This window comes from Gordonia sp. NPDC003422 (assembly GCF_053588675.1).
In genome coordinates, this window is record NZ_JBSFQL010000030.1 from 45,456 (window position 1) to 62,075 (window position 16,620).

General features: G+C 66.2%; 9 protein-coding genes and 2 CRISPR repeat arrays. Of the genes, 8 read left to right on the forward strand and 1 reads right to left on the reverse strand.

What is annotated here, in order from left to right; all coding sequences use genetic code 11:
* The first annotated feature begins 12 nt into the window (after positions 1-12).
* Genes cas3 through cas2e form a run of 8 tightly spaced genes read left to right on the forward strand, consistent with a single transcriptional unit; the run spans position 13 to position 8,849 of the window.
* Positions 13-2,748: a CRISPR-associated helicase Cas3' gene (cas3, locus tag ACWDTF_RS21260; RefSeq protein WP_355276896.1), complete on the forward strand. Its 2,736-nt coding sequence runs from the start codon at positions 13-15 to the stop codon at positions 2,746-2,748.
* Entirely contained in the window at positions 2,729-4,387 is a 1,659-nt protein-coding gene (casA, locus tag ACWDTF_RS21265) for a type I-E CRISPR-associated protein Cse1/CasA (RefSeq protein WP_355276894.1), read from the forward strand. The genes cas3 and casA overlap by 20 nt, the downstream gene beginning before the upstream one ends.
* Positions 4,388-4,418: 31 nt before the next feature.
* Positions 4,419-5,018 (forward strand): type I-E CRISPR-associated protein Cse2/CasB, encoded by a 600-nt coding sequence (casB, locus tag ACWDTF_RS21270; RefSeq protein WP_449755027.1) that lies wholly within the window; start codon positions 4,419-4,421, stop codon positions 5,016-5,018.
* A 7-nt stretch (positions 5,019-5,025) separates the two neighbouring features.
* Entirely contained in the window at positions 5,026-6,147 is a 1,122-nt protein-coding gene (gene cas7e / locus ACWDTF_RS21275) for a type I-E CRISPR-associated protein Cas7/Cse4/CasC (protein WP_355276890.1), read from the forward strand.
* Positions 6,144-6,830, forward strand: coding sequence for a type I-E CRISPR-associated protein Cas5/CasD (gene cas5e, locus ACWDTF_RS21280; RefSeq protein ID WP_449755028.1), 687 nt, complete (start codon positions 6,144-6,146; stop codon positions 6,828-6,830). Before cas7e ends, cas5e begins: the two co-directional genes overlap by 4 nt.
* Positions 6,830-7,516: a type I-E CRISPR-associated protein Cas6/Cse3/CasE gene (gene cas6e, locus ACWDTF_RS21285; RefSeq protein ID WP_355276886.1), complete on the forward strand. Its 687-nt coding sequence runs from the start codon at positions 6,830-6,832 to the stop codon at positions 7,514-7,516. Before cas5e ends, cas6e begins: the two co-directional genes overlap by 1 nt.
* Positions 7,516-8,475, forward strand: a complete 960-nt coding sequence (gene cas1e, locus ACWDTF_RS21290; RefSeq protein ID WP_355276884.1) for a type I-E CRISPR-associated endonuclease Cas1e — start codon at positions 7,516-7,518, stop codon at positions 8,473-8,475. The genes cas6e and cas1e overlap by 1 nt, the downstream gene beginning before the upstream one ends.
* Positions 8,469-8,849, forward strand: a complete 381-nt coding sequence (gene cas2e / locus ACWDTF_RS21295; RefSeq protein ID WP_355276882.1) for a type I-E CRISPR-associated endoribonuclease Cas2e — start codon at positions 8,469-8,471, stop codon at positions 8,847-8,849. Before cas1e ends, cas2e begins: the two co-directional genes overlap by 7 nt.
* A 50-nt stretch (positions 8,850-8,899) precedes the next feature.
* Positions 8,900-9,478: a CRISPR direct-repeat array (repeat unit 29 nt; unit sequence GTGCTCCCCGCGGACGCGGGGATGAGCCC).
* Positions 9,479-9,568: 90 nt separating this feature from the next.
* On the opposite strand, the gene ACWDTF_RS21300 is transcribed toward cas2e, so the two are convergent.
* Positions 9,569-10,713, reverse strand: a protein-coding gene (locus ACWDTF_RS21300; protein ID WP_449755029.1) for an IS3 family transposase whose coding sequence is annotated in 2 segments (ribosomal slippage) — positions 9,569-10,446 and positions 10,446-10,713 — 1,146 coding nt in all. Because the reading frame shifts where the segments join, the coding sequence is not laid out codon by codon here.
* 85 nt (positions 10,714-10,798) lie between these two features.
* Positions 10,799-16,507: direct repeats of the CRISPR family, unit length 29 nt; unit sequence GTGCTCCCCGCGGACGCGGGGATGAGCCC.
* Positions 16,508-16,620: the final 113 nt, after the last annotated feature.

Consider the following 16,620-nt stretch of genomic DNA (forward strand, 5'->3'; position numbering starts at 1 on the left):
AAAGGAGGTGTGATGCTCAGTCGCCAAGTGCGATCCGCGTGGGCGAAATCGCGCCGAGAGTCCGGGGAGTGGCTCTCGCTGGTCCGCCATTGTGAAGACTCGGCCGAGGTCGCGGGCTACCTCTGGCATTGTTGGCTGGCGGAGTCGACCAAGCGATTCTTGAGCGAGGGCCTCACCGACGACGAGGCGTGCACTTTCGGGCAGTTCCTGGCTGCGACCCACGATGTCGGCAAGCTCAGCCCGACGTTCGCGATTCAGGTCGAGTCGATGTCGAACACGCCGGGTGGGATCGACCTCGTCGGCCCGATGCGCGATGCGGGTCTGCGTTTCCCGCCGGGATGCGGCAAGCGTCCAGGGGTTCCGCACTCGGTGATCAGCTACCACGCGATCCATACGTTTCTGAACGAGCGCCGTGGTTATCGACCCAGCGCGGCCGAGAAGGTCGCCGTCATTGCCGGTGGTCATCATGGAGTGCCTCCCTCGACCCGTGCGGCCGGCCCCAGGGACGTAAACAGCACGTATTTCGGTGGGCCTGAGTGGACTTCCTCGCGCGACGAGCTGATCAGCCACCTCGCGACGGGACTTGATGCCGGCCCGGTTCTCGACAAGGTGCGGGACTTACCGCCTTCGGCCCGCGCGCAGGTGCTGTGGACGGGTTTCGTCATCATGTGCGACTGGATCGCCAGTAGTGATCTGTTTCCACTCACGGACCGGACGGAGTCGGAGGATGCCGCCGCGACTGCCTGGGACCTGTTGGCGCTTCCCGAACCGTGGTCCGCTCACCCGATTGACGGCCTGGACCATCTGCTCACACAGCGATTCGACCTGCCCGCCGGAGCGACTCCCAACGTGATGCAGCAGACGGTTGTTGACGCGGCGAGAGCCATGAGTGAGCCAGGGATGTTGATTGTCGAGGCGACAATGGGCTCAGGAAAGACGGAGGCGGCTCTCGCCGCGGCCGAGCATATCGCCGCCCGTTTCGGTTGCTCGGGCGTATTCGTTGCGCTGCCAACAATGGCCACCTCGAATGCGATGTTCGATCGAGTGCACCGTTGGCTACTGCACCAGGATTCCGACCTGGTCACCAGTATTTCACTCGCGCATGGCAAGTCGAATCTCAACGAGGAGTTCACGCGGCTTCGTCCGCGTCTGACGGACATCGACTCGGGCGGGCACTCCCGCGCCGCGCGGTGTGCTGTGGAAGTCGTTGCGCATCAGTGGTTTTTCGGACGGAAGCGGTCGATGCTCGCCAATTTCGTCGTCGGCACCATCGACCAGTTGCTGTTCGCCGGTTTGAAGGCCAAGCATGTTGTCCTGCGGCATCTGGCCCTGTCCAACAAAGTGGTGATTCTCGACGAGGTGCATGCCGCAGACGACTACATGCGGGTGTACCTGGTGCGAGTGCTCGAATGGCTCGCGGCGTATCGCGTACCGGTCATCCTGCTGTCGGCCACACTGCCGCCGGCGCAACGGCTGGAGTTGGCGGAGGCATACGAACGTGGGCGGGGCTGGGACGGAACCGGAGAGTTTGCGGCCACCGCCGAGTACCCGATCATCAGCTCGGTCGGCGAAAGCCGCCGGACGTACCCGGTTGAGCCTGGTCGGTCGGTCGAGGTGGCATTGGAACGGCTCGACGACGAGGACGATGTCCTGGTCCGCTTTGTCCACGAAAACCTCGATGACGGAGGATGTCTCGCGATCATCCGGAACACCGTTGGCCGAGCCCAGGCGACAGCTCGGCTACTGCGCGCGGAGTTCGGCGACGATGTGGTGCTGGTGCATTCACGGTTCGTCCAGCACCATCGAGCAGAACTCGAGAAGCGACTGGTGGCCAGGTTGGGGCGAGACGGTTCGCGGCCCCACCGGCTGATCGTGGTCGCCACCCAGGTGATCGAGCAATCCCTCGACCTGGACTTCGACCTGATGATCTCCGACCTCGCGCCCGTCGACCTGGTCCTGCAGCGGTTGGGTCGACTGCACCGGCACCAGCGGGCCAATCGCGGTGCTCATCAGCATCCCCGGTTGGTGGTAACGGCCGTCGGTGAGTGGTTTGCCGGCCCACCCGAATTGGAGAGCGGCGCGCGCAGTGTGTACGGCGAGGCGCGTCTGCTGAGATCCGCGGCCGTGCTCCGGGGTCTGCCGGTGATCGCTGTGCCTCAAGATATCCCGGTCCTCGTACAGCGTGCATATGCAAAACAATTCGACGTGGCCGACGATTGGCGGGCGGCGCTGGATATTGCGGATGCGAAACAGCGGGCAAAGGTAGCCGCCCAGCAGCAGCGGGCCGAGCAATGGCGGATCAGCGGGCCGTCGAAGAGACCGAGCCTGCTCGCCTGGCTGGACACGAACGTCGGGGACGTTGACGACCCCAAAGGCTTTGCGAAAGTTCGTGATACCGAGGAGAGTATCGAAGTTCTTGTCACCCGCCGTGTCGGCGACGTGGTGTACCTGTTACCGCAATGTGGCGGAGATTCGGTGGTCACGGAATTCGAGCCCGGCTCGAAGGTGGCGCGAAAGGTTCTCGGTTCGGCCGTCCGACTCCCGCGTGCGCTGTGCATTAATGCAGAGGTAACGGAGAGGACGATCGCGGAGCTGGAGAAGCGCATGTACCTCGGATGGCAGGATTCTCGCTGGCTCGCAGGCGAATTGGTCCTAGAGCTCAACGTGGATAACGAAGCTGAATTGCAGGGCTATCGCCTACGCTACGACGACACTGAAGGGCTGGTACATGAGAAGCTCAACAACTGACGTGATCGACACCTTCAATCTGGTCGACGAACCCTGGATCATCGCGACCGATCTGGAAGGGCAGACCAGGGAGTACTCCATCGCGGAACTTGTGGTGTCCGCGCATCGGTTGGCCACCATCGGGGGTGATCTACCGACTCAGCAGTTCGCCATTACCCGCCTATTGCTCGCAATCGTTCGGCGCGCGGTCGACTGGGGCGATTGGCCGATCGAACGGTGGGAAGAGCTATGGGCCACCAGAGAGCTGCCGGCTGCCGAACTCGCGGCCTACCTCGAAAAGGTGCGGTCGCGTTTTGACCTCCTGGATCCTCTGAAACCCTTCTACCAGGTGCCCGACTTCCAATCATCAAGCGACGCATTTAAACCGGTCGGGCTCCTCGTCAGCGACGTACCGGCCAAGTTCCAGTACTTCACAACGCGCGCGGGGAGCGGCGCCGCTGATTTGTCACTTGCGGAGGCCGCGCGATGGATCGTGCACGCGCAGGCGTATGACCCGTCGGGCATCAAGACCGGCGACAAGCGCGATCCGCGGACTAAAGGCGGTAAGGGGTACCCCATCGGAATCGCGTGGGTCGGGCAATTCGGAGGAGTGCTCGTCGAGGGACACACGCTGGCGCAGACTCTTCTCCTGAGTCTCGCGTTGGTGATCGATGGCGAGCCCACCATGGTCGACAACGATGTGCCGGTATGGGAGCGTGAGCATCTCGGTGTTCTCCCCCGAGTGGATATCGAGCCGCATGGGCCACTCGATCTACTCACTTGGCAAAGCCGCCGTATCCACGTTCGCTACGAAGACGGCCGCGTGACCGGAGTCGTCATCGGCAACGGAGACTCCTTCGAGTCGTTCAATCGTTTCGCCACCGAGTTGTGGTCGCCGTGGCGGTACAGCGAGATCCAGTCCAAGAAGGCGGGAGAACTTCGGTTTTACCCACGAACTTTCGACCCCGGCCGAGCTGTGTGGCGGGGCGTCGAAAGTCTGCTCATGGACGTGGACGACTACTCACGGGGAAGCGCGGCGGGACACGCACCAGGTGTAACGAAGTGGATCGACTACCTCGTACAGCAAAGCGTCATCGACTCCGACGAACTGATTGTCGTTCATGTTTACGGCCTTCGCTACGACAACCAGGCCAGTGTGATCGGTGCTGGTGTCGATGACGCCCTGAGCATGCGGATTGCCGGGCTCACCACCTATGAGCTTCGGCAGCGGGCCTGCGACGCTGCCGACACAGCCGAGCGGGTGTCGCGCGCACTAGGGGCACTCGCCCGCGATCTGACGCTCGCATCGGGAGGCGATGGAGACGGCGACCGCCAGCGAGTGATCATGCAATTCATGGCGGCCGTTGACCAACCGTTCCGACGGTGGGTTGTCGCACTCGGCGGCGAGGTCGATCCCGACGAACTGGTTATCAACTGGCACCGCCAGTTGTATGGAATCGCAAGAGAGCTCTCCGATCAACTGGTCCGCGACGCAGGGCGGCCCGCGTTCATCGGGCGATCGGTGAAGGACCACAAGGACAAGTCGCGATGGATTGACGCGCCGTGGGCCGAGTCAACCTTTCGAAGAGCGCTGAATCGTGAACTCTCAGAGGCATTTGCCAGCACAGGAAAGGGCGACAATGACACAGCCGGAGAGTAAGGGGCCCTCTCAGCGCCTCTCTGATCTGGGTATGGCGGTGAATGGCTCAGTGGCGTCGCTACAGAGGCGGTACCTGAGCGATACCCGGGATGCCGACATACTCGGTCGGCTGGCGCGGTTGAGGCAGTCACTCAACAGGCCGCCGGGTACCACGCCCGAGGTGTGGGGGAACACCCTGGCTCTCGTGCCCGAGTTGCCATCCGACGACCATGTGACTCCGCGTGAGCGGGCGACGTGTATCGCATTGGGGCTCTACGCATTCCACCAACAGGGGAGGCGTGTGCCGGTGCAGGTTGCAGGCGTCTCGATGGGACATGCAGCGCGGCGGCTGGCCATGACCCCAGACGACGAGCCGGCAGTCCGGAAAAGACTTCAAGCGATCGCCCTCGCCGACACGGAGGTAGGCGTCGAACGACACCTCCGGTCGATGATCTCACTGCTGCGGTCGGCTGATACCCCGATCGGACTCGACTATGGGCGTCTCACCGATGACCTTGCTGCGCTCTATCGCGGTGGGCGGTGGGCCGAAACGGTTCGATTGCAATGGGGACGAGACTTCGTCCGGCAGGTCAGGCGAGAACCGGACTCGTCAGAAAACTCCACTCCCGCAACCCAGATCACGGAAGGCTGACCCCGTCATGTTCATCGATATCCACATTCTCCAATCTGTTCCGCCGAGCAACATCAACCGGGACGACACGGGTAGCCCGAAGACGGCGATCTTTGGCGGAACCCGACGTGCGCGCGTTTCCAGTCAGGCGTGGAAGCGGGCCACGCGAAAGCACTTCAACGAGAACCTCGACGACAGCGGTGTCGGATACCGCACTCGCAAGGTCGCCGAGGTGCTCGGTCGGCGGATCGCGGCCCGCAGGGACGGCATCGATGATGCTGCCGCGAGAGAGCTTGCCTCCAAGGTGTTCACTGCTGCTGGAATCAAGATGGTCGCACCGAAGGTTGCAAAGGGTGCGCCGAAGAAGGCTGATGAGTCCGGCTACCTACTGTTTCTCAGTGCAACGCAACTGGATTCGCTGGTCGAGCTTGCGCTCGCTTCCCTCGACGGCGACGGGGAGCTGGACAAGAAGCGGGTTAAGGCGATCATCAACTCCGACAACAGTATCGATGTCGCTTTGTTCGGTCGGATGATCGCCGACGATGCCGAGCTGAACGTGGATGCGGCGGTGCAGGTGGCCCACGCGATCAGTGTGCAGGCCGTTGAGCAGGAGTTCGACTACTTCACCGCCGTCGACGATTTCGACGAATCTGAGCATGAGACCGGTGCCGGGATGATCGGCACCATCGAGTTCAACTCGTCGACGCTATACCGCTACGCCACTATCAACGTCAAGGGCCTGGAAGACAATCTCGGCGACGCGTCTGCAGCCGCCCGCGCTGCCGGAACGTTCCTGGAGTCCTTTGTGCGCTCTATGCCCACGGGCAAACAGAACACCTTTGCCAACAGGACGCTACCGGAGGTGGTGGTAGTCGCCATCCGTGATGACCAGCCGGTGAATCTGGTTGGTGCCTTCGAGCAGGCCGTGTCACCGACCGTGGACCGGGGCGCGGTATCGCTCGCCTCGGAGAAGCTGGTGCGTCGCGAAGCGGAGATCGCAGCTGCCTACGGTCCTGCCCGGGTGACGTTCCGTGCCGGTATCGCGGACGCGGACGCCGGGGCCGCCTCGCTCGGCGAATCCGTGGCGTTGAGTGACCTTGTTGCTCGTGTGGAGGGCGCCGTGCTTGACGAGTTGAGTGCATCGGCATGACCACGTTGTCGATCTGCCTCGCCGGCCCGATGCAGGCATGGGGAGCGTCGAGCCGCTTCACAAGTCGTGAGACGAGGCCTGAGCCCACGAAGAGCGGTGTCCTCGGCCTACTTGCTGCGGCACAGGGGATCCGGCGTACCGAGAGTATCGAGCATCTTCTCGGCCTCTCATTCGCGGTACGTGTCGACCAGCCGGGGACGTTGATGCGAGACTTCCAAGTAGCCAAGAGTCTCGATGACAAGCGCACGATGCCGCTGTCGAATCGGTACTACCTTGCCGACGCGATCTTTGTCGCGGCCGTCGAAGGTGATGAAAACCTGGTGCGATCCCTGGCCGATGCAATTAGGCGACCCACGTACCCCCTGTATCTCGGCCGGCGATCCTGCCCACCGAGTCGGCCGTTGTTTCTGGAAGTGAGGGGTGCCCCGCTCGTGGAAGTCCTGGCGGACACCCCGTGGCAGGCGTCCATTGAATTTCGTCGCAAACAGGGGAAGTCGGTGAGCCTCCGTATCGCTTCCGACGGCCGGCCGGGCAGTGGAGATACCGTGCGCGACGTGCCCGTGAGCTTCGACCCGCGGCGACGTGAGTACGCGTGGCGGCATGTGGAGGAGACCTGGGTGACGGTGGAGAACGCGGACGGCAGAGACGTCCACGATCCCATGGCAATTCTTGGCGGTGCGTGATGTATCTGACCAAGATGCCGATCAATCGCCGCCGACGGGGTGCCGGAAAGCTGCTCTCCTATCCGCAGGCCATGCATGCTGCCGTCGAATCAGCTTTTCCACCAAAAGCACAGGGGCCGAAGGACTCACGCCCTCTGTGGCGAGTGGATTCGCCGACAAGGGATGAAACGTACCTGTACATCGTCAGCGCCACCGAACCTGACCTGAGTCACGTCGTAGAGCAGGCCGGATGGCAGACCGGAGACATGTGGCAGACGCGAAGTTATCTACCGGTTCTGGACGGTTTACGTCCGGGAGGCCGATACGCGTTCCGCCTTCGTGCCAATCCCGTCCGCAGCGCCAGAAAGACGCCGGACGGTGACACGAAACCTGTTGCGCACGTATCGGAGAAGTACCAACTGGCATGGCTGACGGATCGGGCGGAGAGTCGCGGATTCGAGATCCCCGACGACAGTGCCGGCGACCGAGCATTGCGGATTGTGGAGCGGGGCACTATGCGGTTCGGCAAGTCGGGACAGCCGCCTGGCGCCAAGGGGGTCGTGACCATCGGGTTCGCCACCTACGAGGGAATCCTCGTGGTGTCTGACGCTGATGTCCTTCGCGGGTCCCTGATTAGCGGAATCGGGCGGGCAAAGGCGTATGGCTGCGGTCTGATGACGTTGGCGCATACAGGCTCCCGTGTGTAATGGGTGAGGTACCCGGACCGCCGCCCGTTCGACCCACGGAGCTGGTGAGGGTGGCGGATCGCCTTTCGTTCATCTACCTCGAACGCTGCACGGTGCATCGTGCGGACAATGCTATTACGGCAACCGATGAGCGTGGGGTGATCCACATCCCGGCGGCAACAATCGGGGCACTGCTGCTCGGGCCGGGGACTCGTGTCACCCACCAGGCGATGGTGTTGCTGGCGGAATCCGGTTCTACTTCGGTTTGGGTGGGGGAGCAGGGCGTCCGCTACTACGCGCACGGACGGCCGTTGGGGCGTTCGAGTCGCCTGCTGGATGCTCAGGCACGGGCGGTGAGCAATCGCGACGCGCGTCTGACCGTCGCGCGCAAGATGTACGCGATGAGGTTTCCCGGCGAGGATACGTCGGCGCTGACCATGCAGCAGCTGCGTGGGAAGGAAGGGGCGCGAGTCCGGCGCAGCTATCGGGAGCATGCCGAACGGACGGGGGTGGAGTGGAAGCGGCGCGACTACGATCCCAACGACTTCGCGGCGTCAGATGTTGTCAACCAGGCGCTTTCGGCTGCCACCACTTGCTTGTACGGTGTGGCGCACGCCGTGATTGTTGCGCTCGGATGTTCGCCCGGGCTGGGATTCGTGCACACCGGACATGATCGGTCTTTCGTGTATGACGTCGCGGATCTGTACAAGGCCGAGATTGCCATACCGGTGGCGTTCGATGTGGCCGCCGACGACGGTGTTGATGATGTTCCTGCGGTCACGCGCCGTAAGGTCCGCGACGCGGTCTTTGCAGCAAGGCTTTTGCCGCGCTGCGCCGCCGATGTGAAGCAGCTACTGGTCGGTGACGACGCTGAGGTGTCCGACTACGACGCCGACGTGGTCTATCTCTGGGATGACCGCGGCAAGGCCATCGCGAGCGGACAGAGCCACGGCGACGACGAGTTCGAGGTGCCGTGGTAGTTCTCATCGTTACAGCTTGCCCAGCTGGTCTGCGCGGCCATCTCACGCGATGGTTGCTAGAGATCAGCCCCGGTGTTTTCGTCGGAGTACTCAACCAGCGAGTTCGGGAGTTGGTGTGGGCGCGCGTGCAAGACCTTGTCAAGGATGGTCGTGCAGTGATGGTGTTCCCTGCTCAGAACGAGCAGCGCCTCGAATTCCTCGTCCATCGATACGACTGGCAGCCGATAGACATTGATGGAGTGCGTTTGGTTCGGCGGCCACATACGGGAGAGTCGTTGGAAGGTGCGGCTCGACCACGGGCCGGATGGAGCAAGGCGAGCCGGTACCGAAAGGCGCGGAGAATGCAGGCGCGAAAAGACGAACCGTCGAACTGAGTCTGAAGGAAACGCCGACCGCTTCGGGCTATAGTTGCTGCTCAGAAAGTGTGCTCCCCGCGGACGCGGGGATGAGCCGTCGCTGATTCTGGTGATGCGGGTGCTGTACGGGTGCTCCCCGCGGACGCGGGGATGAGCCCACGGACCCGGTGCCTGCTGATCCGCCGTCGCCGTGCTCCCCGCGGACGCGGGGATGAGCCCTGGAGAAGCTGCTGGCGCTGCCCGCCGACTAGGTGCTCCCCGCGGACGCGGGGATGAGCCCATTTATGATGCTCTGCTGTAGCGTGGCTGACGGTGCTCCCCGCGGACGCGGGGATGAGCCCGGGTAGGCGCATGAGCGCCCCGACTGTCGGCAGTGCTCCCCGCGGACGCGGGGATGAGCCCAGCGGCTTGGTGAACGTCTGCGCCCGCATGCGGTGCTCCCCGCGGACGCGGGGATGAGCCCGAGGTGTCCGCGCCAGCCGCCGCGACCGTGTAGTGCTCCCCGCGGACGCGGGGATGAGCCCCGTCGTCCGCCAAGAACTCGGGACCGCAGGCTGTGCTCCCCGCGGACGCGGGGATGAGCCCTGACCGAACATCGACTCCATGCCGACGAACTTGTGCTCCCCGCGGACGCGGGGATGAGCCCGGGTTCGGTGTCGTCGCGGCGGGTTTGGGGGAGTGGCAGGTCCCCGATAACCGGTCCAGGCAGTTCTAGAGCCAGTTCCTTGTTGTGATCGTCAGTCGATCTCGCAGCCCACGGGGTGATGTTGGTGGGTGCATCCGGCAGCGTACTCGGCCGGCGTTTGGTAGCCCAGCGCTGAGTGCCGGTGTCGGTGGTTGTGGTCGTCTTTGAAGTCGTCGATGACCACGCGGGCCTCGATCAGTGTGGGCCAGCAGTTGCGGTTCAAACACTCGTCGCGCAACCGGTTGTTGAACGACTCGATGAACCCGTTGTTCCACGGTGTGCCGGGCGGAATGTAGGAGATCCCGACCGACCCTGCACAGAACGCCTGCAGGGCTTCTGAGATGAACTCAGGGCCGTTGTCCATGCGCAGCACCATCGGCGGGCCACCCCAGATCGCGAACGTCTTCTCCAACTCCTCGATCAACCGCTCAGCCGGAATCGAGCGGTCCACGATGTTCAGCAACGACATCCGGGTGTGTTCGTCAACCATGGACGCGATCTTGATCTTCTTCCCATCCACGGTGGAATCGAACTGAAAGTCCAATGCCCATACCACTTTCGGTGCGTCCGCGACAACGACCGGGACCGATGACTGGCCGGCGCGTTTGCGGCGCGGAGCGCGCCGCACTTGCAGGCCCTCTTCTTTCCACAACCGGTGCACTTTCTTCTTGTTGATCTCGATGCCGTCGTCGAAGCGCAGGTGTGCCCACGCGCGCCGGAACCCGTGCCGGGGGTTCTTGCGGGCATACGTGCGTAGCTGCTCGCGCAGTGCGGCGTCGGGGTCGGCCGGGGTGTGTGCTTGCGGCAGCCGTCGATAGGCGGAACGGGAAAGCCCAACTACCTTGCACGCCATGCGTTCTGACATGCTCTTGACGTCCTTGAGCATGTCGATGGCGGCGCGTTTGGCGGTCGGGCTCAGAATTTTCCCTTGGCGATCTCCCGCAGCGCGTCTTTCTCGAGTTCGGCATCGGCGAGCAGTCGCTTGAGTCGGCTGTTCTGCTCGCGCAGCTCTTTGAGTTCCTTGGCGGCGTCGCCGTCCATGCCGCCGTACTGGCGCCGCCAGTTGTACAACGTGGCCGCCGACACCTCGAGATCGGCAGCGATCTCCTCGCCGGTCTTGCCTTCCGCGGTCAACTCATCGGCCCGGCGCAATTTGCGCACGATGTCCTCCGCCGAGTGACGCTTCCGTCCTGCCATGTTCTTCATCGTCCCTTCTCCGCCCTCATCAGGGCAATCAGGACTCTAAAACAACCCGGACCGGCTCACGGGGGACACGCCAGGAGTGCTCCCCGCGGACGCGGGGATGAGCCCGATGGTGTCGTATTTGGTCGGCGAGGGAAGCCGTGCTCCCCGCGGACGCGGGGATGAGCCCAGCAATTTCACTCGCTGCCCATACACCGGGAGGTGCTCCCCGCGGACGCGGGGATGAGCCCCGTGGACGGTCACCTGGTGGTGGGCGACACCAGTGCTCCCCGCGGACGCGGGGATGAGCCCGCCCGCTGCCGCCACGCCTGCATCGCCGACGTGTGCTCCCCGCGGACGCGGGGATGAGCCCGTGGCGTTATGTGGATGTGCCGTTGCGAATGTGTGCTCCCCGCGGACGCGGGGATGAGCCCACCTATCGCATCCGAGGGGCGAAGATGTGCCGGTGCTCCCCGCGGACGCGGGGATGAGCCCACCTATCGCATCCGAGGGGCGAAGATGTGCCGGTGCTCCCCGCGGACGCGGGGATGAGCCCACGATTGTGGGGTGGCCGAGCTCGGCTGCGTGGTGCTCCCCGCGGACGCGGGGATGAGCCACAGGATTTCGCCGAGCGGATGGGTGGTCGCAGCGTGCTCCCCGCGGACGCGGGGATGAGCCCCGCCCGTTCGCGTCTTGAAAAGACAGCGCCCGGTGTGCTCCCCGCGGACGCGGGGATGAGCCCTGGGCACATCATCGGAAGCTTTGGGCCACTTGGTGCTCCCCGCGGACGCGGGGATGAGCCCACCGCATTGATGGGTTCCGGGGTGCGCGGCTTGTGCTCCCCGCGGACGCGGGGATGAGCCCGACGACGTCCACCCAGTCGGGCCGCAGTCGCAGTGCTCCCCGCGGACGCGGGGATGAGCCCCTGCCGCGCTGGTTCTTCCGATACTCGCCCGTGTGCTCCCCGCGGACGCGGGGATGAGCCCAGGGTGCCCGATCTATCGCTAGCGCCGAAGAGGGTGCTCCCCGCGGACGCGGGGATGAGCCCGGTGTGCAGGTCGGTTCCTACGCAGAGAACGGGTGCTCCCCGCGGACGCGGGGATGAGCCCGCTTCCGCGACCGGTAGCGGCCCGTCGCACACGTGCTCCCCGCGGACGCGGGGATGAGCCCTCGATCGGTGAGCGAACATGGCTCAGACTGTAGTGCTCCCCGCGGACGCGGGGATGAGCCCGACACGTACAGCAGTGAGGTGCCTTCGTGGTCGTGCTCCCCGCGGACGCGGGGATGAGCCCAACCAAGACCACCGCATCCGCACACGACTCGGGTGCTCCCCGCGGACGCGGGGATGAGCCCTTTGTGATGCCATTCACCACGACGTAGTAATTGTGCTCCCCGCGGACGCGGGGATGAGCCCGCGTGACGGAAACCGTAGGGCGTCGTGACCACGTGCTCCCCGCGGACGCGGGGATGAGCCCCCAGTCGCGGCCGATCGCATCACAACAGCCCTGTGCTCCCCGCGGACGCGGGGATGAGCCCTCGACACCCGCGACGACCAGATCGCGAACCTTGTGCTCCCCGCGGACGCGGGGATGAGCCCTGCGTCGCCTGCAGCACGGGGAAGAATTCCTCCGTGCTCCCCGCGGACGCGGGGATGAGCCCGCACTCAACCAGAACCAGAACAACAACGACGAGTGCTCCCCGCGGACGCGGGGATGAGCCCACGTGGACACCTTCATGACCGCCCACCAGTTGGTGCTCCCCGCGGACGCGGGGATGAGCCCCCATCACAACTCCTTCGCATGGGCGCGGATGGGTGCTCCCCGCGGACGCGGGGATGAGCCCGGTCGCAACCGACGCATGGAAGCCCAGCTGATGTGCTCCCCGCGGACGCGGGGATGAGCCCACCCCACCATCCGCGAGATCTTCGACCGCGAGGTGCTCCCCGCGGACGCGGGGATGAGCCCGCCTCCGCTAAAACACCATCCAAGAGAAGGAAGTGCTCCCCGCGGACGCGGGGATGAGCCCCGACAGAAGCCGGACGGTGAACGCGGGGGTCAGTGCTCCCCGCGGACGCGGGGATGAGCCCGCGCGCACCTGCAACTCGAAGCCCGCGCCCGAGTGCTCCCCGCGGACGCGGGGATGAGCCCAGCGGCGGCAACGAGGCGAGCGGGCTGTTTCAGTGCTCCCCGCGGACGCGGGGATGAGCCCCGTTCGCGTACGCCCGTATATCGACCGGCCCAGTGCTCCCCGCGGACGCGGGGATGAGCCCCGCTGCATATTGGCGACCGGCCCCGACCAGTCGTGCTCCCCGCGGACGCGGGGATGAGCCCACGATCGGGTTCGTCGCAGCAAACCCGAACGGGTGCTCCCCGCGGACGCGGGGATGAGCCCAACTCGACTACGCGCGCGCGATCCTCGCCGCCGTGCTCCCCGCGGACGCGGGGATGAGCCCTGCGTGATCGCTGGCAGGAACGGCGACGGGAAGTGCTCCCCGCGGACGCGGGGATGAGCCCAGTACCGAGTCGATCGCGTACTTGGTGCCGGCGTGCTCCCCGCGGACGCGGGGATGAGCCCCTGCTCGACGCGATCCTGCGCGGTATCCGTGGGTGCTCCCCGCGGACGCGGGGATGAGCCCGCACCCACTACACACGCCCCCATGCTCGACGGGTGCTCCCCGCGGACGCGGGGATGAGCCCTGCTGAACCCGCCCGGTGTACGTCGGCGCATAGTGCTCCCCGCGGACGCGGGGATGAGCCCATCACGAATGTGAACGCCCCGAATCTGTTGGAGTGCTCCCCGCGGACGCGGGGATGAGCCCGCGGCGTGCACATCCCCTGGACAGCAACAACAGTGCTCCCCGCGGACGCGGGGATGAGCCCATCAAAGCGGCGCTCGGTGACAACGAAACCGGGTGCTCCCCGCGGACGCGGGGATGAGCCCGCGGATCGACCGTCTCAGCCTTCGCGTCGTCAGTGCTCCCCGCGGACGCGGGGATGAGCCCGGTGCGAGTCCGCAGCCGCAGCACTAGAGGACGTGCTCCCCGCGGACGCGGGGATGAGCCCATTGCGATCGCGCGTGGTGACGCCGAGCGAGGGTGCTCCCCGCGGACGCGGGGATGAGCCCCCGCAATGCGCCAGCAATGGCCATGGCACTGTGTGCTCCCCGCGGACGCGGGGATGAGCCCACGTGCCCGCGAACCTGTTCCCGCGCTGCCACGTGCTCCCCGCGGACGCGGGGATGAGCCCGGGCCGAACGGCACGTTGCCGATCGCCGCCGCGTGCTCCCCGCGGACGCGGGGATGAGCCCCAGCCGAGCCGTGCCCCTCCGACTCATCCCACGTGCTCCCCGCGGACGCGGGGATGAGCCCCTCCTCGGTCGGCGCACCGACGCGCCGGGTGGGTGCTCCCCGCGGACGCGGGGATGAGCCCGGCCCGATTCGGGTCGCGTAGTCCACTCGACCGTGCTCCCCGCGGACGCGGGGATGAGCCCGCAGCATCAACGGACACCCGAATCTCGCCCGAGTGCTCCCCGCGGACGCGGGGATGAGCCCGCCACCTTCCGTGACGAGAGGGAGTTCTACCAGTGCTCCCCGCGGACGCGGGGATGAGCCCACACCGCCAAGCTCCTTCACCTGCTCCCACGTGTGCTCCCCGCGGACGCGGGGATGAGCCCCTCGGCGACGAGCCGTCGTGGTTCTGGTGCGAGTGCTCCCCGCGGACGCGGGGATGAGCCCCCGGTTCGTCGACGGTCCTGGCTGGCATCTGTGTGCTCCCCGCGGACGCGGGGATGAGCCCGACTTTCACGGCGGAAACCAGTGGACCGGCTGGTGCTCCCCGCGGACGCGGGGATGAGCCCTGGCGGTACCACCAGAGGATGCCTTCGCGTGTGTGCTCCCCGCGGACGCGGGGATGAGCCCGGCTTCTGTCGAGTAGCCATCGGCGATCACCTGTGCTCCCCGCGGACGCGGGGATGAGCCCCAGCCTGGCTGGTCGTTGAGCGAGAGCACACTGTGCTCCCCGCGGACGCGGGGATGAGCCCGAAACGGAGACCACCGTGACCACCAGAACCGAGTGCTCCCCGCGGACGCGGGGATGAGCCCGCGATCCTCGCGGCCACCGAGGCCGAGGAACGCGTGCTCCCCGCGGACGCGGGGATGAGCCCGCGGTGACTGCGGCCGCTGTGGTCGGGAAGGCGTGCTCCCCGCGGACGCGGGGATGAGCCCGGACAGCCCCGTCAGTGGTGCCGTGTCGGAACGTGCTCCCCGCGGACGCGGGGATGAGCCCGGATTCCGGTGTTTGGGGAGCGTATAAGGCTCGTGCTCCCCGCGGACGCGGGGATGAGCCCCGCGGGCACGGAACCTGGCTGTTCTCGATCGCGTGCTCCCCGCGGACGCGGGGATGAGCCCACCAGACCGCCGTCAGCGGGGAGCCCGCGGCCGTGCTCCCCGCGGACGCGGGGATGAGCCCACCACCCGCAGCTCGGCCTGTGCTCGCAGTTCGTGCTCCCCGCGGACGCGGGGATGAGCCCGTCGCTCGGGAGGCCGGCGGTCCCGGCTGGGCGTGCTCCCCGCGGACGCGGGGATGAGCCCTGGGTGAACGTGAACGTCGAACCCGAGCGGATGTGCTCCCCGCGGACGCGGGGATGAGCCCGGTTGTGTGCAACATATCTGACAACCCGGACAGTGCTCCCCGCGGACGCGGGGATGAGCCCGGGTGGTTCGCCGAGCCGGTAACCGCGCGATGGTGCTCCCCGCGGACGCGGGGATGAGCCCAACTCGAACGGCCCGCGCTCGCGTACGTCGTGGTGCTCCCCGCGGACGCGGGGATGAGCCCAGGCGGCGCGCCGTCAGGAGGGATGCGACAACGTGCTCCCCGCGGACGCGGGGATGAGCCCGCACAGCTGGTTGCGCGCTACACCGACGGAAAGTGCTCCCCGCGGACGCGGGGATGAGCCCGTCCAACCGGTCGCGCGCCTTCAGAATCAGGGGTGCTCCCCGCGGACGCGGGGATGAGCCCAACGCATCCGCCAAATCGCCAATACCATCAGCGTGCTCCCCGCGGACGCGGGGATGAGCCCGTTCGACCGCTGACTCACGCCCGAGTCCGCGGGTGCTCCCCGCGGACGCGGGGATGAGCCCGGTGTGAGCATCGGTTTCGGCCGCAACTCCGAGTGCTCCCCGCGGACGCGGGGATGAGCCCGCCTGGACCACCACCCTCATCACCGCCATCGCGTGCTCCCCGCGGACGCGGGGATGAGCCCGCCTCAGCCTCACCCACTGCGCGACCGAGCAGGTGCTCCCCGCGGACGCGGGGATGAGCCCTCTGGTGTGTGGGTCCGGCAACGGCTGCGCACGTGCTCCCCGCGGACGCGGGGATGAGCCCCCGAAGCGTGACGCGACATCCGCGAGTATCGAGTGCTCCCCGCGGACGCGGGGATGAGCCCGTCCGCGCAACCCCATTGGTGAGACCGGTGACGTGCTCCCCGCGGACGCGGGGATGAGCCCGGGGTCGGTGACCGGCTCGCGCCGAATCATGCCGTGCTCCCCGCGGACGCGGGGATGAGCCCCGGCCAAGGGTCGGGTGGGTACGTGGACGGTGGTGCTCCCCGCGGACGCGGGGATGAGCCCTTGGTGCCCGTCTCCGCATCCTCGCCGTCAGGGTGCTCCCCGCGGACGCGGGGATGAGCCCGACATGGTCGCCGAACAGTTCGGCTAACGGTCGTGCTCCCCGCGGACGCGGGGATGAGCCCGACCCGATGACCTCGTGGTTGATCATGAGTGGGTGCTCCCCGCGGACGCGGGGATGTGTTAACGACGCCTGAAAACTGACCCCTTAGCGACGGGTGAATTTTGACCCCCGTCTGAGCTAGGAGGGTGATTTCAGTGGAACAGTGGGCGGAGATCCGCCGGTTGCATCGCAGTGA

Coding starts and splice junctions, on each gene's coding strand:
- casA (WP_355276894.1), top strand. CDS start 2,729: ATGAGAAGCTCAACAACTGACGTGATCGACACCTTCAATCTGGTCGAC.
- casB (WP_449755027.1), top strand. CDS start 4,419: ATGGCGGTGAATGGCTCAGTGGCGTCGCTACAGAGGCGGTACCTGAGC.
- cas7e (WP_355276890.1), top strand. CDS start 5,026: ATGTTCATCGATATCCACATTCTCCAATCTGTTCCGCCGAGCAACATC.
- cas1e (WP_355276884.1), top strand. CDS start 7,516: ATGGGTGAGGTACCCGGACCGCCGCCCGTTCGACCCACGGAGCTGGTG.
- cas5e (WP_449755028.1), top strand. CDS start 6,144: ATGACCACGTTGTCGATCTGCCTCGCCGGCCCGATGCAGGCATGGGGA.
- cas3 (WP_355276896.1), top strand. CDS start 13: ATGCTCAGTCGCCAAGTGCGATCCGCGTGGGCGAAATCGCGCCGAGAG.
- cas6e (WP_355276886.1), top strand. CDS start 6,830: ATGTATCTGACCAAGATGCCGATCAATCGCCGCCGACGGGGTGCCGGA.